The 20,238-nt window shown below is 65.3% G+C and carries 12 protein-coding genes; 5 read left to right on the top strand and 7 right to left on the bottom strand.

The features are described from left to right. Nucleotides 1-4: 4 nt before the first annotated feature. The 5 genes from glgX to GGD40_RS32475 all read left to right on the top strand — a co-directional run bounded on the left by glgX (nt 5) and on the right by GGD40_RS32475 (nt 9,174). Nucleotides 5-2,080: a glycogen debranching protein GlgX gene (glgX, locus tag GGD40_RS32495; RefSeq protein ID WP_179746383.1), complete on the top strand. Its 2,076-nt coding sequence runs from the start codon at nt 5-7 to the stop codon at nt 2,078-2,080. An 85-nt stretch (nt 2,081-2,165) separates the two neighbouring features. Continuing rightward, complete coding sequence (locus GGD40_RS32490; protein ID WP_179746382.1) at nt 2,166-3,797, top strand: alpha-D-glucose phosphate-specific phosphoglucomutase; 1,632 nt, start codon at nt 2,166-2,168, stop codon at nt 3,795-3,797. 57 nt (nt 3,798-3,854) lie between these two features. Next, nucleotides 3,855-5,129 carry a glucose-1-phosphate adenylyltransferase gene (gene glgC / locus GGD40_RS32485; RefSeq protein WP_179710027.1) on the top strand — a complete coding sequence of 425 codons (1,275 nt, stop codon included), beginning with the start codon at nt 3,855-3,857 and terminating at the stop codon, nt 5,127-5,129. Between the two features lie 41 nt (nt 5,130-5,170). After that, nucleotides 5,171-6,634, top strand: a complete 1,464-nt coding sequence (gene glgA / locus GGD40_RS32480) for a glycogen synthase GlgA (protein WP_218901576.1) — start codon at nt 5,171-5,173, stop codon at nt 6,632-6,634. An 80-nt stretch (nt 6,635-6,714) separates the two neighbouring features. Further along, complete coding sequence (locus GGD40_RS32475; RefSeq protein WP_179746380.1) at nt 6,715-9,174, top strand: glycogen/starch/alpha-glucan phosphorylase; 2,460 nt, start codon at nt 6,715-6,717, stop codon at nt 9,172-9,174. A gap of 56 nt (nt 9,175-9,230) precedes the next feature. Here GGD40_RS32475 and GGD40_RS32470 read toward each other — a convergent pair whose 3' ends face one another. The 7 genes from GGD40_RS32470 to GGD40_RS32440 form a co-directional block, all read right to left on the bottom strand. Next, nucleotides 9,231-10,253, bottom strand: coding sequence for a transglutaminase family protein (locus GGD40_RS32470; protein WP_179746379.1), 1,023 nt, complete (start codon nt 10,251-10,253; stop codon nt 9,231-9,233). 13 nt (nt 10,254-10,266) lie between these two features. After that, nucleotides 10,267-12,921, bottom strand: coding sequence for a circularly permuted type 2 ATP-grasp protein (locus GGD40_RS32465; RefSeq protein ID WP_373565389.1), 2,655 nt, complete (start codon nt 12,919-12,921; stop codon nt 10,267-10,269). A gap of 111 nt (nt 12,922-13,032) precedes the next feature. Continuing rightward, entirely contained in the window at nt 13,033-16,455 is a 3,423-nt protein-coding gene (locus tag GGD40_RS32460; RefSeq protein WP_179746378.1) for a transglutaminase family protein, read from the bottom strand. Nucleotides 16,456-16,547: 92 nt separating this feature from the next. Further along, complete coding sequence (locus tag GGD40_RS32455; RefSeq protein WP_179710038.1) at nt 16,548-16,835, bottom strand: DUF883 family protein; 288 nt, start codon at nt 16,833-16,835, stop codon at nt 16,548-16,550. An 81-nt stretch (nt 16,836-16,916) separates the two neighbouring features. Beyond that, nucleotides 16,917-17,759, bottom strand: coding sequence for a transglutaminase family protein (locus GGD40_RS32450; RefSeq protein ID WP_179746377.1), 843 nt, complete (start codon nt 17,757-17,759; stop codon nt 16,917-16,919). A gap of 8 nt (nt 17,760-17,767) precedes the next feature. Beyond that, nucleotides 17,768-18,709: an alpha-E domain-containing protein gene (locus GGD40_RS32445; RefSeq protein WP_179746376.1), complete on the bottom strand. Its 942-nt coding sequence runs from the start codon at nt 18,707-18,709 to the stop codon at nt 17,768-17,770. Between the two features lie 88 nt (nt 18,710-18,797). After that, the gene (locus GGD40_RS32440) at nt 18,798-20,213 is read right to left on the bottom strand and encodes a circularly permuted type 2 ATP-grasp protein (protein ID WP_179710044.1); all 1,416 of its coding nucleotides are present in this window, start codon (nt 20,211-20,213) and stop codon (nt 18,798-18,800) included. Nucleotides 20,214-20,238: the final 25 nt, after the last annotated feature.

Here is a 20,238-nt window from a genome sequence, read left to right as displayed (position 1 = left end):
CGCCATGTCCATCGCACGCAATCTGACAACCGGGGCGCCCTATCCGCTCGGCGCGCACTGGGACGGCCGCGGCGTGAATTTCGCGCTGGTGGCGCCGCATGCGCGCGCGGTCGAGTTGTGTCTGTTCGACGCCGAAGGCCACGGCGAACTGGCGCGTCTGGCCTTGCCGGGCAATGAACACGGCGTCTGGCACGGCTACCTCGAAGGCGGCGAACCCGGGCTGGTTTACGGCTACCGCGTCGACGGCCCGTACGCGCCGCAGCACGGTCACCGTTTCAATCCGAACAAGGTGCTACTCGATCCCTATGCGCGGCTGGTGGTCGGACAGTATCGCGGCCAGGACGGCTTCAACGGCCACGACGCGAGCAATGCGCGGCAACCCGATCCGGCCGACAACGCGGCGATCGCGCTCAAGGCGCGTGTCGTTCACGAGCCATACGACTGGCGCGGCGATACGCCGCCGCGTGTGCCGCTCGCCGAGACGATCCTGTACGAGGTCCATCCGAAAGGACTCACGCAACGGCACCCCGATGTCGCCGCGCGTTCGCGCGGTACGTATGCGGGTCTCGCCAGCACCGCGATGCTCGACCACTTGCAGACACTCGGCGTGACGACCGTGAGTCTGCTGCCGGTCCATCACCGCGCGGACGAAGCGCGGCTGCAACGCGCGGAACTGAGCAATTACTGGGGCTATTCGAGCATCGCGTTCTTCGCGCCCGAAACGCGCTACTGGTCCGGCCGTCAAGGCAGCACGCCGATCAGCGAATTCCGCGACATGGTGCGCGCGTTGCACACTCGCCATATCGAGGTCATCCTGGACGTGGTGTACAACCACACGGCCGAAACGGACGAACACGGCCCGACCTTGAGTTTTCGCGGCATCGACAACGCGCTCTACTACCGTTTGCGCGCGGACAATGCCGCGCTGTACGAAAACTGGACCGGTTGCGGCAACTGTCTCGACCTCGCCGAACCGCGCGTATTGCAACTGGTGATGGACTCGCTGCGCTACTGGGTCGAGGAGATGCATGTCGACGGTTTCCGCTTCGATCTGGCGCCGATCCTGGCGCGCGGCGCGCACAGCTTCTCGGCCACCGCGGCGTTCCTGACCGCGGTCCGCCAGGACCCGGTGCTGGCGCGCGTCAAACTGATCGCCGAACCGTGGGACATCGGCCCGGACGGCTATCAACTCGGCCGCTTCCCCGCCGGCTGGCTCGAATGGAACGATCGATACCGCGACACCATGCGCGCGTTCTGGCTGCATCAGGAGCGCTCGCTGGGCGACTTCGCGCGCTGCTTCGCGGCGTCCAGCGACTGCTTCCGGCACGACACGCGCTTGCCGAGCGCCAGCGTCAACTTCATCGCGGCGCACGACGGTTTCACGCTGCGCGATCTGGTCAGCTACAACCACAAACATAACGACGCCAACGGCGAACACAACCGCGACGGACATCACCACAACCATAGCTGGAATTGCGGCGTGGAAGGCGAAACGACGGATCACGCCGTGCTGCGCTTGCGAACCCTGCTGCAACGCGCGCTGCTCGCCACGCTGTTTTTTTCGCAAGGCACGCCCATGCTGCTCGCCGGCGATGAGATCGGCCGCACGCAACGCGGCAACAACAATGCGTATGGCCAGGACAACGCGGTGTCGTGGCTCGACTGGGCCGAAGCCGATCTCGAACTGGCCGCGTACACGGCCCGTCTGATTGCGCTCAGAAAACGCTATCCGGCACTGCGTCATGCGCACTGGTACGACGGCGCGCCACAAGCCGACGGTCATCCCGACATCGCCTGGCTGACGCCCGACGGCCACGCGCTCACCGTCGCGGAGTGGGAAGCCCGAAGCCGCTGCTGTATCGGCATCCGCCTCGGCGCCGCTGGCGACGAACCTTGCCTGCTGCTGTTCAACGCGAGGGCGCACGCGGTCGACTTCACGCTGCCTCGCGGAGCATGGCGCGTGCTGCTCGACAGCGCCGATCCCGGCATCGAACCCTACCCCGCCGAGGTTCGCCTCACGGTGCCCGCGCACGGCGTGCTGATGGCGGTTTCATCGGCCGACGCCACGAGATCCCCCTGACGTCCGCCGCATAACACTGCATCACCGCCCACTCGCATCAGCGCCGCGAGTTTCAGAACGCGTCGAACGGCATGAAGGAGAACAGATGGCCATCCTCACCCTCGCAACCCAGCCCTTTGCCGGCCAACGGCCCGGCACGTCCGGCCTGCGCAAGAAAGTGTCCGTGTTCCGACAGCCGCACTACCTCGAAAACTTCGTGCAGTCGATTTTCGATTCGCTCGAAGGCAGCGCCGGACAGACCCTGGTCCTGGGCGGAGATGGCCGTTTCCACAACCGGCACGCGATTCAGATCATCGTGCGGATGGCGGCGGCGCACGGTTTCGGCAAAGTGCTGGTAGGGCGCGGCGGTCTGCTGTCGACGCCCGCGCTGAGTTGCGCGATTCGCAAACACGGCGCGTTCGGCGGCATCGTGCTGTCGGCGAGTCACAACCCGGGCGGTCCGGACGGCGACTTCGGCATCAAATACAACATCGGCAACGGCGGCCCCGCGCCGGAGAAAATCACCGAGGCCATTTACGCGCGAACCGCCACGCTCGCGCAGTACCGGATCAGCGACGCGGCCGACCTCGATCTCGACCGCATCGGTCACACGACGCTCGACGGCATGCAGGTCGAGATCATCGATCCGGTCACCGATTACGCGGAACTGATGCGGGACCTGTTCGACTTCGAGTCGATTCGCGCCCTGTTCGCGCGCGGCTTCACGATGCGCTTCGACGGCATGCACGCCGTCTCGGGTCCCTACGCGAAGGTCATTCTCGAAGACATGCTGGGCGCGCCGGCGGGCACCGTGACGAACGGCGAGCCGCTGGAAGACTTCGGCGGCCATCATCCCGATCCGAATCCCGTCAATGCCGCCGAGTTGATTGCGTATATGGCAAGCGCGCAGGCGCCCGATTTCGGCGCGGCGTCGGACGGCGACGCCGACCGCAACATGATCGTCGGCCGCCGCTTCGACGTCACGCCGTCCGACAGTCTCGCGATCCTCGCCGTGCACGCGACGCGCGTGCCGGGCTATCGCGCCGGTATCGCGGGCATTGCCCGTTCGATGCCGACCTCGACGGCGGCCGACCGCGTCGCGGCGGCGCTCGGCGTGCCCTGCTACGAAACCCCGACCGGCTGGAAATTCTTCGGCAATCTGCTGGACGCCGGCATGGCCACGCTATGCGGCGAAGAAAGTTACGGCAGCGGCTCGCTGCATATCCGCGAGAAAGACGGCGTGTGGGCCGTGCTGTTCTGGCTGAACGTGCTGGCCGTCACCGGCAAGTCGGTCGAAACGCTGGTGCGCGAACACTGGGCCCGTTTCGGACGCAACTATTACTCGCGCCACGATTACGAGGCCGTGGACAGCGCCGCCGCCGACGCGCTGATGGCGAACCTGCGCGGCAAGCTGGCCTCGCTGCCGGGACAAACGCTGCACGGCTACACCGTCGCCCTCGCCGACGACTTCGCCTACACCGACCCGGTGGACGGCTCCGTTTCGCGGAATCAGGGCATACGTCTGGTGTTTTCCGACGGCTCGCGCGTGGTCTTCCGCCTGTCCGGAACGGGCACCGAGGGCGCGACGCTGCGGGTCTATCTCGAACGATACGAAGCCGATCCGGCCCGGCACGACATGCCGACTCAACACGCGCTGTCCGGCCTGATCGCCGTCGCCGATCAGGTAGCGGGAATCGCGGCGCGCACCGACCGGCATCGGCCGACCGTGACGACCTGATTCCATTTCATCGACGTCCGGCTACGAATAGACCCACTATAACCACATGGAGATTTGATGATGCAACAGAGCGTAGACAACCTCGCCTCGTCCCGTCAGTTGATCAATCGCACCGTCGCCCTCGTGCTGGCCGGCGGCCGCGGCTCTCGCCTGCACGAACTGACCAGCCACCGCGTCAAGCCGGCGGTCTATTTCGGCGGCAAGTTCCGCATCATCGATTTCGTCCTCTCCAACTGCCTCAACTCCGGCATCCGGCGTATCGCCGTCGTGACCCAGTACAAGTCGCATTCACTGTTGCGACATCTGCAACGCGGCTGGAGTTTCCTGCGCGGCGAGATGAACGAGTTCATCGATCTGCTGCCGGCGCAGCAGCGCGTGAATGAAGAACACTGGTATCGAGGCACCGCCGATGCGGTGTACCAGAACCTCGACATTCTGCGTTCGTACAGTCCGGAATACGTGCTGGTGCTGGCGGGCGATCACATCTACAAGATGGATTACGCGCAGATGCTGCTGGATCACGTGGAGACCGGCGCTGGCGTGACCGTGGGCTGTATCGAAGTGCCGAAAGCGGAAGCGACGGCCTTCGGCGTGATGGCCGTCGACAGTTCGCGCAAGGTCGTCGACTTCATCGAAAAGCCCGCGGATCCGCCCGGCATGCCCGGCAATTCCGAAGTGGCGCTGGCGAGTATGGGCATCTACGTTTTCAGCGCGACCTATCTCGATTCACTGCTTGCGGAAGACCTCGCCAATCCGCAATCGAGTCACGATTTCGGCAAGGACATCATCCCGCTCGCGGTCCGCGCGGGCCGCGCGTTCGCGCATCCGCTCGGCATGTCCAGCGTGCCGGCCGCGAGCCGCGCCGCGCCCTACTGGCGCGACGTCGGCACCGTCGACGCATTCTGGAAAGCCAACCTCGATCTCGCCTCGACCTCGCCCGAACTGAATATCTACGACCGCGACTGGCCGATCTGGACGCATCAGGAACAACTGCCGCCCGCCAAGTTCGTGCACGACACGGACGGCAATCACGGCGTGACGTTCAACACGCTGATTTCGGGCGGTTGCATTGTCTCGGGCTCGCACGTCTCCAACTCGGTGCTGTTTTCGAGCGTGCGCATCCACTCGTTCTGCGCGATCGATCAGGCGGTCATCCTGCCGCAATGCGACATTGGCCGGAATTGCCGGCTGAGCCAGGTGGTGATCGATCGCGGCTGCAAAGTGCCCGCGGGCACGGTGATCGGCGAAGACGCGGAGCTCGATGCCAAACGCTTTCACCGCAGCGCGAGCGGCGTGGTGCTGGTCACCAAGGACATGCTCGAGAATCGTTGACGCGCTCGCTCACGAAAACCCAATCATGGTAATTGCAAGGACTGCCCATGCGTGTGCTTCATGTTTGTGCTGAAGTCTATCCGCTGCTGAAAACCGGCGGACTGGCGGACGTCACCGCGGGTTTGCCGCCGGCCCAGGTCGAACTGGGTTGCGATGCACGCATTCTGCTGCCGGGTTTCCCGGATATCCGCGACGGCATCCGCGATCGGAAGCTGGTCGCGGAACTGCCGCCGCGCTTCGGCGCCGACGTCATCCGGCTTTACTACGGCGTGTTGCCGGAGAGCGGCATCGCGGCGTATGTCATTGACGCGCCCGCGCTGTACGACCGGCCCGGCAACCCGTACGCGGATGCGAATCGCCAGCCGTATCAGGACAACCATCGCCGCTTCGCGCTGCTGAGTTGGGTCGCCGCGCGCCTCGCCCAGGGACTCGATTCGTTCTGGCAGCCGCAGATCGTGCACGGTCACGACTGGCATGCGGGACTGATGCCCGCCTATCTCCGGGCGGCGGAACAGTCCACCGGGCAGAAGCTCGCCGCGAGCGTCTTCACCGTTCACAACCTCGCGTATCAGGGCATGTTCTCTCACCAGGCGTTCAGTGAGCTGGACCTGCCCGCCGGGTATTTCGACGTCGACGGCGTGGAGTTTCACGGCCAGCTTTCCTTCCTGAAGGCGGGGCTGTACTACGCGGACAAAATCACCACCGTCAGCCCCACCTATGCCCGGGAAATTCACGGCCACGAGCAGGGTTACGGCTTGCATGGCTTGTTGCAGCGTCGCTCGCAGGATCTGCACGGCATTCTGAACGGCGTCGACGACACGGTGTGGCATCCCACCGCCGACGCGTTGATCGCCGCTCGCTACGACAGCCGTTCCATCGCCGGCAAATCGAAGTGCAAGGCGGCGCTTCAGCAGCAGACCGGCCTCGCCGTGCGCGGCAACGCGCCCCTCTTCTGCGTCGTCAGCCGGCTGACCGAACAGAAAGGCCTGGGTCTGATCCTCGCGGTCCTGCCGGACATCGTTCGACGTGGCGGCCAGTTCGTCCTGCTCGGCAGCGGCGACGCCGATCTCGAAGACGCGTTCCGGGCCTGCGCCGCCGCGCACCCTGAGTCCGTCGCCGTGACGATCGGCTACGACGAGGCGCTGTCGCATCGCATCATCGCCGGCAGCGACGTCATTCTCGTGCCGTCGCGCTTCGAGCCGTGCGGACTCACCCAGCTCTACGGCCTCAAATACGGCACGCTGCCCCTCGTGCGCAGCGTGGGCGGCCTCGCCGATACGGTCGTGGATTCCGCACTGGAAAACCTCGCCGACGACTCGGCGACCGGCTTCGTGTTCGGGCGCTTCGACGACCGGGCGCTAGACGTCGCCGTGCGTCGCGCGTTCGCGCTTTACGACCGCAAGGCCGACTGGAAACAGGTGCAGAAGCGCGGCATGCAGCAACGCTTCGGCTGGGACACTGCGGCGACGCAGTACGTGTCGCTCTATCGCCAGATCGCCGCCTGACCGGAGCCGGCGACGACCTGACACAGCGCGGCGCGACGCGGCGCCCGCATCCGATCAAACTCTCAACGAACGACTCATCAATGAAACTCAACGACTTCAAATACGATCACCTGGCGACCGACGTCGCGGCGCTGAAGACTTCGATTTCCAACAAGCTGATCTATGCGGTCGGCAAGGACCCGATCGCGGCGCGACCGCAGGACTGGTTGCAAGCCACGGCGCTCGCCGTCCGCGACCGGCTGGTCGAGCGCTGGATGAAGACCACGCGTGCCCAGTACGCGCAGGACGCCAAGCGCGTGTATTACCTCTCGATGGAATTTCTGATCGGCCGGACATTTACGAATGCGCTGCTGGCGCTGGACATTCACCAGAACGTCAAGCAGGCGTTGGCCGAACTCGAAGTGGACTTCGATCAGATCGTCAATCTCGAGAGCGACGCCGCCTTGGGCAACGGCGGTCTGGGACGGCTCGCCGCCTGCTTCCTCGACTCGATGGCGACGCTCGGCGTGGCGGGCTTCGGCTACGGCATCCGCTACGACTACGGCATGTTCAGACAGCAGATTATCGACGGCCACCAGGTGGAAAGCCCGGACTACTGGCTGAACGACGGCAACCCGTGGGAATTCCCGCGGCCGGAAGTGCAATACCGGATTCGCTTCGGCGGCCGTGTGGAGCGTGAAGGCAACGTCACGCGCTGGCTCGACACGCACGACGTGCTGGCCATGGCGTACGACACCATCATTCCGGGTTACGCGACCGAAGCGACCAACACGTTGCGCCTCTGGTCGGCGAAAGCCAGCAGCGAAATCAATCTGGCCGCCTTCAACCAGGGCAATTACTTCGACGCGGTGGAGAACAAAAACCACTCCGAGAACGTCTCGCGCGTGCTGTACCCGGATGATTCGACGCTCTCCGGCCGCGAACTGCGGCTGCGCCAGGAATACTTCTTCGTCGCGGCCAGCCTGCAGGATCTGGTGCGCCGCTACCTGATGAACCATACGGGTTTTGAAGCGTTGCCGGATCACGTCGCGATCCACCTGAACGACACGCACCCCGTGCTGGCGATCCCCGAACTGATGCGGATTCTCGTCGACGAACACCAGGTGCCGTGGGCCAAAGCCTGGGCGCTGACGGAGAAGGTCTTCTCGTACACCAATCACACGTTGATGCACGAAGCACTCGAAACCTGGCCGGTCGACATGCTGGGCCGCGTGCTGCCGCGCCATCTGAACATCATCTTCGAGATCAACGCCGATTTCATCGCGCAGATCACGACGCGTTTCGGCGAGGACGTCGAGTTGATGCGCCGCGTCTCGCTGATCGACGAACACGGCGAACGGCGTGTGCGAATGGCCTATCTCGCCGTGGTGGCCAGCCATCGGATCAACGGCGTGTCGCAATTGCATTCCGAGTTGATGAAGCAGTCGATCTTCGCCGACTTCGCGCGCCTCTTCCCCGAGCGTTTCAACAACAAGACCAACGGCATCACACCGCGACGCTGGCTCTCGCAAGCCAACCCGTCCTTGTCGAAACTGATCGACAACCTCATCGGTCCCGACTGGCGCCGTCATCTCGATCAGTTGGCGGGCCTCGCGCGATACGCGGACGACCCCGATTTCGCCGCCGCGTTCCGCGCCGCGAAGCACGTCAATAAACAGCGTCTGGCCGCATGGGTCGGCACGCATCTGGGCGTGACGCTGTCGCCCGATTCGCTGTTCGACGTACAGGTCAAACGCATTCACGAATACAAACGGCAGCTCCTGAACCTGCTGCACGTGGTCACGCGTTATAACCGCATCCTGGCCAACCCGGACGCCGACTGGGTGCCGCGCACGGTGATCTTCTCGGGCAAGGCGGCTTCGGCTTATCACATGGCCAAGCACATCATCAAACTCATCAACGACGTCGCCAGCAAGATCAATCACGATCCGCGCGTACGCGATCGCCTGAAGGTCGTCTTCATTCCGAACTACAGCGTGAGTCTGGCCGAGATCATCATTCCCGCCGCCGATCTGTCCGAGCAGATTTCCACCGCGGGGACCGAGGCGTCCGGGACCGGCAACATGAAGTTCGCGCTCAACGGCGCGCTGACCATCGGCACGCTGGACGGCGCCAACATCGAAATCCGCGACAACGTCGGTGCGGACAATATCTTTATCTTCGGCAATACCACGCAGCAGATCGAAGCGCTGCGCGCGCACGGTTATCTGCCGCGCGAGATCTACGAGCAGAACGCCGAACTCAAGCTCGCGCTCGATCAGATTCGCGACGGCTATTTCTCGCCCGACGAACCGCAACGCTTCCAGTCGATCTTCGACACGCTGGTCAGTTGGGGCGATCACTATCTGCTGCTGTCGGACTATGCGAGCTATGTCGCGGCGCAGGACCGGGTCGACGAACTGTATCGCCACCAGCGCGAATGGACCCGGCGCACCATTCTCAACACGGCCGGCATGGGCGCCTTCTCGTCCGATCGAACCATCGCGGAATACGCGGAGCAGATCTGGCACGCCACGCCGCTCGTGCAGGACCTGAACTGAGCGATGAGGCTGTCACGTAGTGCGCTGAAGGCCGTCGAAGCGACGGCCTTCAGCGTTCAAGCTTCGGCGTTGCCGGCCGCTCGCGCGGCCGGCGATTCGTCGAGCGGATCGACGGTCACGCCCACCGTCAACGCATGCTCGCTGCCGCCGCCGCGAATCACGCCGCGCAGCGGCGCCACGTCCGCGTAGTCGCGGCCGGTCGCGAGCACGACGTAATCGTCGCCGGGCGCGCGGTTGTTGGTCGGGTCCAGTTGCAGCCAGCCGTTGTCTTCGGGCCACGCCGGATCGTAGACTTCGGCCCACGCATGCGACGCGTCGGCACCAATCAGGCGCGGCTTGCCGGGTGGCGGCTGGGTCAGCAGATAGCCGCTGACATAGCGGGCCGCCAGCCCCAGCGAGCGCAGCGCGCCGATCAGCACATGAGCGAAATCCTGGCAGACGCCGCGCCGCATTGCCAATGCGTCGAGCGCGGTCGTCGTCACCTCCGTGCTGTTGGACGCATAGGTAAAGTCCTCGTGGATACGCTGCATCAGATCCCACGCCGCCTGCACCAGCGCCTGGCCAGGCGTGAAGCTGGCCGCCGCGTAGCGCGCCAACTCCGGATGGCGGGCGACATACATCGACGCATAGGTGAATTCGCTGGCCGCGTCATACGGTTGGCCCGCACGATACGTGAGGCGCTCGCGGACCGTTTCCCACGCACTGGCGTGGCAGCCGGCGGGGTTGGCGATCGCCGGCGGCGTCGCGCCGGAGACGGCGGCGGCCAGTTCCGGTGCGCGGACCTGAACCAGACTGCGGCTGCACACGAGCAACTCGTCGTGCGGCTGATCGAGTGAAAAGAAGTAACGCCGGTTGCCGAACGTATCGGTCCTGGCGCCGACGAGGCCCGGTTCGGGTCTCACCTCCAGCGAAAAATCGAGCACCCGCTGACGCGGCGTTTCTTTCGGATGAAGACACGCCTGATGGTGGGCATGATCGACGCGCGCGGAATATTGGTAATGCGTTTCGTGCGTCACGCGTAACAGGCGTCCGGCGTCGTCGGATCGCTTCTGCTGCACGAACTGTTCAGTGATGTTCATGATCGGTTTCTTTCTAGCCCCACAGCGTCGTTTCGGCTTCACGCACATGACTGAAATAGCGCTCGCCGATGCGCTCGGATAACTTCCAGAGCGCATCGCGGCATGCGGTCAGACGGTCCAGCAGCGGCCGGTAAAGGCCGTCCTGCCCCGGCTCGCACAACTCGCGCAACGGCCAGGCGGCAATCTCCGGCACGATGCGGGCGAGGTCCGACAGTTCATGACGCTCGCTACGCTCGACCTTGGACAAACGTCCGCGCAGCGTCTGCGCCACCCATGCCAGTGAGCGAGGATTGTCCGCGTCCAGCACGAGCAGATCGAGCAGCGGCGCGATGTCGAAATGGCGCTGAAATTGCGAGCGATAGGTGATGGCGCTGTCGAACAGTTCGAGCACCAGCTCGAAGCCGTCGTGTTCGTGGACCGCGCCCGTGCCGAACGCCGTGGCGAGCACGCCGCCGAGGAACTCCAGACGATCGATCTGCCGCCCGATCGACAGCAGACGCCAGCCGTCGTCGCGCGTCATATGGTCGGTCTGCGCGCCGGTGATCGCGCCGAGATGAATGTTCAGCCGCTCCAACGCGCGTAGCGCCTCGTGACTGGACCAGCCGCGTGCGCCGCTTGCGGTCCGTCCGGATTCGTCGAACTGGCCGAGCGCGTCGGCAATCAGCCGCCATTGCTCGCGAGACAGGCGCTCGCGGATCGCGGCGGCCGTGCCGCACATGCCTTGCAGACAGAACGCGACGCTGGTCAGGCCGTCGTCGGTGCGCAACAGCGCCGCGCTCAGCGCGCGCTCGAACTCGCGCGGCGAATGCGAAGCGGGCGGCGTGTCGGCGGGAATCATGCGATTTTCGCGGCACAACGCGTCGAGAACGAGGACCTGCGCGGTGCTGTCGTCGTCGACCTCGGCGCCCAGACGATCGAGCGCCGCGCGCGCGAGGCGTGCGATATTCACCGAGCGTTCGGTATAGCGTCCGAGCCAGAACAGATTCTCGGCCGCGCGGCTGGAGATGGTGCGCGAGCGCTTGAGCAGATCGTCGGGACCCAGATGCTCGCGCAGCATCGTCGTCGCGTCGACCGCGCCCTCGGTCATGACCCAGGTGTCGACACTGCTGCCGCCGCGCTGCATCGACACGTTGGACAAGCGGTCCGGACTCGCGATACGCGTGAGCCCGCCCGGCAGCACGCGCCAGGCGCCGGGGCCGTCCGAGATCACGAAGACGCGCAGCGTGGCCGAGCACGGCACGATGCGTTCATGTGCCGGGCCGGTGTCCGCGTCGCGGCTGCGCCATGTCGGCGCCTGCGAGAACGGCAGCCAGCTCTGCACCGTGTAGTTGTCCGGTTGCGCCGCGATGCGCGCGCGCCACGTGTCGAGCATCGCCGCCGACAGCGTGCCGCCGATCACCGGCTCGAAGCGCTCGCCGCCCTGCACGCCGGGCGGATAGGTCGGCTTGATCACGGACTGCGCCAACTGCGGCATCGCTTCGTCGAAGGCGAGTTGCTCGCCGCACCACCACGTCGGCACCGACGAAAGCAGCAGCGGCTCGCCGAGCAGACGTTCGGCGAGCCCCGGCAGAAAGCCGAGCATGCCGGGCGATTCCAGGAAACCGGCGCCCGGCGCATTGGCGAGCAGCAGGTTGCCGGCACGCATCGCCTGCAACAGTCCCGGCACGCCCAATGCCGAATCCGGGCGCAGTTCGAGCGGATCGAGATAATCGTCGTCGAGGCGGCCGAGCACACCGTGCACCGGCTCCAGGCCCTGCAGCGTCTTCAGGTACAGACGGTTGTCGCGCGCCGAGAGATCGCTGCCTTCGACCAGCGTCAGCCCCAGATAGCGCGCCAGGTACGCGTGCTCGAAATAGGTTTCGCTGAGCGGCCCCGGCGTCAGCAGCACGATGCGCGAGTTGCGTCCCGCCGGGCTCATGTCCTGCATGCTCTGCAACAACGCCCGATAGCTGGCGGCGAGGCGCTGCACGCGAAGATCGTGGAACGGCTGCGGAAACAGGCCCGAGACGATCAGGCGGTTTTCCAGCAGATAGCCGAGGCCCGACGGTCCCTGGGTACGCTGCGATACCAGCCGCCACTCGCCGTCCGGCGCGCGCGCCAGATCGAACGCGGCGATATGCAGCCACGTCCCGCCGGCGGGACGCACGCCGTGCATGGTCCGCACATAGCCGGGGTGGCCGGTCACCAGCGCGGGCGGCAACAAGGCGTCACGCAGGATGGTTTGCGGTCCGTACAGATCGTCGAGCATCGCATTGAGCAGCCGCGTACGCTGCAGCACGCCGCGCTCGATGCCGGCCCAATCGCCCGGCGTGATAAGCAGCGGAAACAGATCGAGCGACCACGGCCGCGTGGCGCCCTGGCGGGCATCCGCATGAACGTTGTAGGTTATGCCGTTGTCGCGCACGCGGCGCCGCAGAATCTCGAGGCGCTTGTCGAGACCGGCGGGACCGTCGCCGTCGAGCTGCGCGAAGAATTCGCGCCAGTGTGCCATCGGCGGCGTGGCCTCGGTCGCGGCGGCGCTGCCGCGAAGTTCATCGTAGCGGCCGGATTCGGCGACGCGCGCCCGATCGGCTGTCGATCCGGCGGCGTTTTCGACGGGGCGCGTCCGGACAGGCGCCGCGTTCGACCTGTCATCGGCCGCCGGGTCTTCTGATTGAGTTGAAAGCACTTCCGGGTTCTCGTTGTGTCATGTGGGGTGATGCTGCGCGAGGGCCGGTGTCTCCGCCGGGCCCTCGCGCCTTGTCGTGCCATGTCTTGCCATCTAGCGCCGTTCGCGCCGTCAGTTCGTCCGGCGCAGATCCAGCGTCGCCGGAAACTCCCGGCTCGGCGTGGCGGGTTCCACCGTCATCCTGCCCGGCGTGTGCCCCATGCTGAAGAAGCGCGCGAGACGCCGGCTTTCCGCCTCGTATGCGTTAACCGGCAGCGTGTCGTAGCTGCGCCCGCCCGCATGCGCTACGTGATACTGGCAACCGCCGAGCGAACGCTGCATCCACGTGTCGACAATGTCGAAGGTCAGCGGCGCGTGCACGCCGATGGTGGGATGCAGCGCGGACGACGGCGCCCATGCCTTGTAGCGGACGCCGGCCACGTATTCGCCGACCGTGCCGGTCGGTTGCAACGGCAGTGCCTGGCCGTTGACGGTGACGACGTAGCGATTGTCGTTGAGGCCGCTCACGTGCACCTCCAACCGTTCGAGCGACGAGTCGACGTAACGCGCCGTGCCGCCGGACGTGTTCTCTTCGCCCATCACGTGCCAGGGTTCCAGTGCGCCGCGCAGGCTGAGCTGAATGCCGCGCGCACTCACCTGTCCATACGACGGGAAGCGGAATTCGAAATGCGGCGCGAACCACGCCGTGTCGAACCCGTAGCCTGCTTCGTTCATCTCGGCGAGCACGTCCGCGAAATCCATCTTCAGGAAGGACGGCAACAGGAAGCGATCGTGCAGCGCCGTTCCCCAACGCGTCAGACGCACCGTGTACGGCTGCTTCCAGAAACGCGCGATCAAGGCGCGCAGCAGCAGTTGCTGCGCGATGCTCATGCGCGCGTGCGGCGGCATCTCGAATGTGCGTAGCTCCAGCAGGCCGAGACGGCCGGTCGCGGAGTCGGGCGAATACAGCTTGTCGATACAGAATTCGCTGCGGTGCGTGTTGCCGGTCACGTCGATCAGAACGTTGCGCAGCATCCGGTCGACGAGCCACGGCGGCATCTCCGCGCCGAGGCGCTGCCGGTGACGCTCTATCTCGCCGAGCGCAATTTCCAGTTCGTAGACCTGGTCGTTGCGCGCCTCGTCGACACGCGGTGCCTGGCTGGTCGGCCCGACGAACAGCCCCGAAAACAGATACGACAGCGACGGATGGTTGTGCCAGTACGCAATCAGACTCGCGAGCAGATCGGGGCGGCGCAGGAACGGACTGTCGGCCGGCGTCGCGCCGCCGAGCACGAAGTGATTGCCGCCGCCCGTGCCGGTGTGACGGCCGTCCACCATGAACTTCTCGCTGCACAGACGCGACTGGTGGGCGGCGTCATAGAGAAACTCGGTACGCTGCACGAGTTCGTCGAAGTCGTGCGCCGGATGAATATTGACTTCGACGACGCCGGGGTCCGGCGTGACCTGCAGCATCGTCAGACGCGCGTCGCGCGGCGGCGGATAGCCTTCCAGCACCAAGTCGACGACCAGTTCCTCCGCGGTCGCTTCGATCGCGCCCAGCAGGTCGAGATAGTCTTCGAGCTCGGCGAGCGGCGGCATGAACACATACAGCATGCCGTTGCGCGCTTCGACGCACAGCGCCGTGCGCTTGGTCCACGCCGCCGATTCGTGACGTTTCGGATAGCGTGCGGCATCGGCATCGGCATCGGCATCAACGTCGACGTTCGGCCGTTGCATCAGCGTTCGCGCGGCCGTGCGATCGGCGGTACGTCCGGCTGTGGCTTCGGCTCTTCCGGCCGGCCCTGCCGGGGCACGGTCCACGCCGGCATACCGCGCGCGCAACGCGTCCGCGCCTGGTAGCGCGTCGCGCGACGCGAACGGATCGCGCTCCACCGTGTACGGATAGTCGCTCTCGCTGACCCAGGGCAGCGCGTCGAGCGGCAGACGAAAACCCATCGGCGAATCGCCCGGGTACAGATACATGCGTTTGTCGCGGAAGAGCCACGGCCCGGTCCGCCAGCGCGGCCCCGCTCCGTTCTCCGACGGACTGAGCGGAAGCAGATAGCCGACCACGCTGTCGAGTTTCCGGTCGAACACCTGGCGCAGGCGGGCGCGTTCGAGTTCGTCGTCGAGGCGCGCGTCGAACGGGTCGACGTTGACCGGCAGACGGCGCTCGCGCCACAGGTAGTACCAGACGTCCTCATAGCCCGGCAGGATGGTGTCGCCGCCGAGGCCGAGACGGTCCGCGAGCGCCGCGATGAAACGCCGTGCGTCGTCCGCCGTGTAGTACGACGGCACGCGCTCGTCGGCGAACAGCGCCGGGTTGCGCCAGGCCGGCTGACCGTCCGTGCGCCAGAAGATCGACAGCGCCCAGCGCGGCAACTGTTCGCCGGGATACCACTTGCCCTGACCGAAGTGCAGAAAGCCGCCTTGCCCGTATTCCGCGCACAATCGCTGCAGCAGTTCGGTCGCGTAACCGCGCTTGGTCGGCCCGAGCGCCTCGGTGTTCCACTCGGCGCCGTCGCGCCCGTCGATCGCGACGAAGGTCGGCTCGCCGCCTTGCGTCAGCCGCACGTCGCCGGCCCGCAAATCCGCGTCTACCGCCTGCCCGAGCGACAACACCTCCTGCCATTGCGCTTCCGTGTACGGACGGGTCACACGCGGCGACTCATGGATGCGCGTCACGTTCATTTCATGCGAGAACTCGACCTCGCATTCGTCGACCAGACCTTCCACCGGCGCGGCGCTCATCGGCTGCGGTGTGCAGGCGAGCGGAATATGCCCCTCGCCTGCCAGCAAACCGGAGGTCGGATCGAAGCCGATCCAGCCCGCGCCCGGCAGGTAGACCTCGCACCACGCGTGCAGATCGGTGAAGTCAACCTCGGCGCCGCTGGGGCCGTCGAGCGATTTGACGTCGGGCTTGAGCTGGATCAGATAGCCCGACGCGAAGCGCGCGGCGAGCCCGAGATGGCGGCATATCTGCACCAGCAGCCACGCGCTGTCGCGGCACGAACCGGAACGCAGTTCGAGTGTCCGCGCGGGGCTCTGCACACCGGGCTCCATCCGCACGAGATACCCGATGTCCTGCTGCAGCTTGCAGTTGAGCGCGACGAGAAAATCGATCGTGCCGTCGATCGAGCGGTCGATGCCCGCCACGTACGAACGAAAAGCCGGCGTCGCCAGCGTGGCGGGATCGCCGGCGAGGTACGGCGCCAGTTCATCGCGCAGCGCGTCGTCGTAGCGGAACGGAAACGTCTGGGCGCGCTCTTCGAGAAAGAAGTCGAAGGGGTTGTAGACCGACATCTCCACCACCAGATCGACGGCGATCCTGAACCCGCCGGTTTTCTCGGGGAAGACCAGCCGCGCCATGTAGTTGGCGAACGGGTCCTGCTGCCAGTTGACGAAGTGCCCGGCGGGTTCGACCTGCAACGAATACGACAGGATCGGTGTCCGGCAATGCGGCGCGGGCCGCAGCCGCACGACCTGCGGACCGAGGTTGATCGGCTTGTCGTAGCGGTAGTGGGTGACGTGATGCAGCGCGACGTGAATGGACATGGATGACGTTTCTATTTCTGTTCGACGGGTGGAGATGCCGATGTCGCTGAACGTCGCTGAGACGGGCGGCCTGCTTTGGGCCTGCTTCGGGCCTACTTCCGGCCGATCAGCAAACCGACCAGCACGCCGATCCCCAGCGCCACGCCGGCCGTCGTCCAGGGACGGTCGTGCGCGTAGTCGTTGGCGGCCCTGGCGGACTTGCGCCCCTTTTCGATGACGATGACCTGCGCGTCGGCCGCCTTCTGCTTCGCGCGTTTGAGGCGCGCGCGCACCTTGCCGGATACCGCATCCGTATCCCTCTCCGTTTCCGGGCCGTTAGCGAGCGCGGGGTGTTCCGACGGGTCGTTGAGTTCGCTCACCAGGTGAGTGGAATTCGACATACTGCCTCCATGAAAACGTGACTAGGAATGTTGATACGCACCCCATCGCCGCGACCGGCAACGAGGCGTCGGACCGATCGGTCAAAGTTGACTTTGACTTTGACTTTGACTCTGGCCTTGACCTTGCGCCGCCGACACGCTGATTTCGACGGTCAGCGTTTCGGTGCCCTGACCGGTGCGAACGCCGGATACGGGCATCGCGTCGCGATAGTCGATGCCGATGGCGACACGCACGTAGCGCTCGTCCGGACACGTGTTGTTGGCCGCGTCGAAGCCGACCCAACCGAGGCCGTCGAGATACACCTCGGCCCACGCGTGTCTCGTGGTCTGATTCGCGACACCGTCCATCAGCAGATAGCCCGACACATATCGCGCCGGCAAAGGGAGCGCGCGCGCCACGGCGATGAAAACATGCGCGATGTCGCGGCTGCTTCCCTGGCCGTTGAGCAACACCGTTTCCGCGTCCTCGCTCACGGCGCGCCTGCCGGGCCGGTACACGATGCGGTCGTGGATCGTGCTCATCGCCGCATGCAGCGCCTGAAGCGGCGGGCCTTCGGCGCGCAGGTCCGCGGCGAGCGCGTCGACCCATTTACCGGCCCGCGTCAGCGGCGTGTCGCGCTCGAAGATCCACGGCGGCGCAAGGCCGTCGACCGCGCCGAAGATACCGGCACGGTCTTCCGTTTCGACCGTGCCCGCCGCGACCACGACGATCTCGCGTACGTTGCGTTGGTACTGCACGAGACTGACCTGATTACCCAGACCGTCCACGTAGGAGATGCCGGGCTCGACACCGTCGACGGAGACCTGCCAGTCCAGCACCGTCTGCCCGGGGCAGGACGGCGGCTGCAATCTCAGCCGTTGCAACGCGTAGGGAACCGGCTGATCGTACTGATAGTGCGAGGTGTGGCGAATGGCGATACGCATGACCGGTCTCAATCGAAGTTGTAGGTGTCGGCGATTTCACCGCCGAGCCGGTTGTTCTGGCCCATGAAGCCTTCGAGAAATTCGTGCAGGCCTTGCGAGAAAATCTGCTTGACGCTGTTGTCGCGCAGCGTGGCGAGCGTGATGTCGGCGGTCTGATGGCAGGCGTGCGTGACGCCGTAGTCTTGCGCCACATACGCGAGGTTCTCGACGATGCTCAGATAGCAGAAGTTCAACGAGCGCGGCATGCGGCCGTTGAGAATCAGATAGTCCGCGATATTCGCCGGCTTGTACTGCGCGTCGTAGACCCAGCGGTACGATCGATGCGCGTCGACCGAGCGCAGGATCGACTCCCACTGGTAGTTGTCGAGCGTGGTGCCGACATAGGACACCGCCGGCAGCAGCAAATGGTATTTGACGTCGAGAATGCGCGCGGTGTTGTCGGCACGCTCAATGAAAGTGCCGACGCGCGCGAAATTGAAAATCTCGTTTCTCAGCATCGTGCCGTGGAAGGTGCCGCGAATCAGCGCGGCCTGCCGCTTGATCTGACCGAGCACGACGGGCAACTCGCTCGCCACCACCGGCGTGGCCAGTACCTGCTTCACCACCATCCAGGCTTCGTTGACGCTTTCCCACGCCTCGCGCGTGAGCGCCGTGCGCACCATGCGGGCATTCGAACGCGCCGCCTCGATGCACGACAGAACGCTCGACGCATTGTGGCCGTCGCGCAATAGATAGTCGGACACGGTCTCCGCGGTAGGCGCATCGTGTTTTTCGCGGAACCCCTCTTCCGCGCCGGAAGTCACCATCACGGACGCCCACGTTGCCTGCGCGTCGGAAGTGCGGGTCAGCGCCATACGCAATCCGGCGTCGACGATTCGCGCGATGTTTTCCGCGCGTTCTATGTAGCGGTGCATCCAGTAGAGCCCGCTTGCTGTACGTCCAAGAAGCATGTCCCGTGCAACTCCAATGTCGGTTTTCTTTGCCCTGCGCCGGTCTCTTCAGGAAGATGCCGGCGGCGAGGCGATCCGCGGTCCGCGCTCAGTCGGCCAGCACCCAGGTGTCCTTGGTGCCGCCGCCCTGGCTCGAATTGACCACCAGCGAGCCTTCCTTCAACGCGACCCGCGTCAGGCCGCCCGGCGTGATGCGAATGCGGTCCGAGACGAGCACGAAGGGCCGAAGATCGACGTGGCGCGGCGCGAGACCTTTCTCGGTCAGGATCGGCGTGGTGGACAGCGCGAGCGTCGGTTGCGCGATGTAGTTGCCCGGACGGGCCTTGAGTTTGGCGGCGAACATCTCGCACTCTTTCTTCGACGCGGCGGGTCCGACCAGCATGCCGTAGCCGCCCGAGCCGTGAACTTCCTTCACGACCAGTTCGTCGAGATGGTCCAGCACGTATTTCAGGCTGTCCGGTTCGGAACATCGCCACGTCGGCACGTTCTCGAGGATCGACTTGCGGCCCGTGTAGAACTCGACGATTTCCGGCATGTACGAATAGATCGCCTTGTCGTCCGCGATACCGGTGCCCGGTGCGTTGGCAATCGTGATGTTGCCGGCGCGATAGACGTCCATGATGCCGGCGACGCCGAGCACCGAGTCGGAGCGGAACGTCAGCGGATCGAGATAGGCGTCGTCGAGCCGGCGATACAGCACGTCGATGGCGCGGAAGCCTTCCGTTGTGCGCATCGCCACGCGGCCGTCCACGACCTGGAGGTCGCTGCCCTCGACCAGATGCACGCCCATCTGATCGGCGAGAAACGCGTGCTCGTAATACGCCGAGTTGTGGATGCCGGGCGTCAGCACCGCGATCGCCGGATTCGCCTGATTGCCGCCCGGCGGACACACGGCGGCCAGCGATTCGCGCAGCAGTTGCGGATAGGCTTCGACCGGCCGCACGCGGACCTGCTGAAACAGTTCGGGGAACAACTGCATCATCGTCTCGCGGTTCTCCAGCATGTAGGAGACGCCGGACGGTGTGCGCGCGTTGTCCTCGAGCACGTAGAACTCGTTTTCGGCCGTCCGTACGATGTCCACGCCGATGACGTGCGTATAGACATTGCCCGGCGGCCGGAACCCGATCATCTCCGGCAGGAAGGCCTCGTTGCGGGCGATCAGTTCCTTCGGAATCAACCCGGCGCGCACGATCTCCTGACGATGATAGATATCGTCGAGGAAGGCGTTGAGAGCGATCACGCGCTGTTCGATGCCTTGCGACAGGCGCGTCCATTCGTGACTCGCGATGATGCGCGGAATGATGTCGAACGGAATCAGCCGCTCCGCGGCCTCTTCCTCGCCATACACGGCGAACGTGATACCCGTCCTGCGGAAAACGCTCTCCGCGTCATCCGCCTTTTGCGCGAGATTGGCGGGATTCTGCACATCGAGCCATTGCTTGAGCAGTTCATAGGGAGCGCGGACCCCGTCAGCGGACGTCAGCATCTCGTCGAATGGCTTCACTTCTGTTCTCCGTCGTTGTTGCGGT

Source organism: Paraburkholderia bryophila (genome assembly GCF_013409255.1).
GTDB lineage: Bacteria > Pseudomonadota > Gammaproteobacteria > Burkholderiales > Burkholderiaceae > Paraburkholderia.
Note: the sequence above shows the minus strand (reverse complement) of the source record. Positions and strands in the feature narration are given on the sequence as shown.

What these genes read in the sequence shown, in the direction of transcription:
- glgX (WP_179746383.1), top strand. Translation starts at nt 5, where the DNA reads ATGTCCATCGCACGCAATCTGACAACCGGGGCGCCCTATCCGCTCGGC.
- GGD40_RS32475 (WP_179746380.1), top strand. Translation starts at nt 6,715, where the DNA reads ATGAAACTCAACGACTTCAAATACGATCACCTGGCGACCGACGTCGCG.
- GGD40_RS32470 (WP_179746379.1), bottom strand. Translation starts at nt 10,253, where the DNA reads ATGAACATCACTGAACAGTTCGTGCAGCAGAAGCGATCCGACGACGCC.
- glgC (WP_179710027.1), top strand. Translation starts at nt 3,855, where the DNA reads ATGATGCAACAGAGCGTAGACAACCTCGCCTCGTCCCGTCAGTTGATC.
- GGD40_RS32460 (WP_179746378.1), bottom strand. Translation starts at nt 16,455, where the DNA reads ATGTCCATTCACGTCGCGCTGCATCACGTCACCCACTACCGCTACGAC.
- GGD40_RS32455 (WP_179710038.1), bottom strand. Translation starts at nt 16,835, where the DNA reads ATGTCGAATTCCACTCACCTGGTGAGCGAACTCAACGACCCGTCGGAA.
- GGD40_RS32490 (WP_179746382.1), top strand. Translation starts at nt 2,166, where the DNA reads ATGGCCATCCTCACCCTCGCAACCCAGCCCTTTGCCGGCCAACGGCCC.
- GGD40_RS32445 (WP_179746376.1), bottom strand. Translation starts at nt 18,709, where the DNA reads ATGCTTCTTGGACGTACAGCAAGCGGGCTCTACTGGATGCACCGCTAC.
- GGD40_RS32450 (WP_179746377.1), bottom strand. Translation starts at nt 17,759, where the DNA reads ATGCGTATCGCCATTCGCCACACCTCGCACTATCAGTACGATCAGCCG.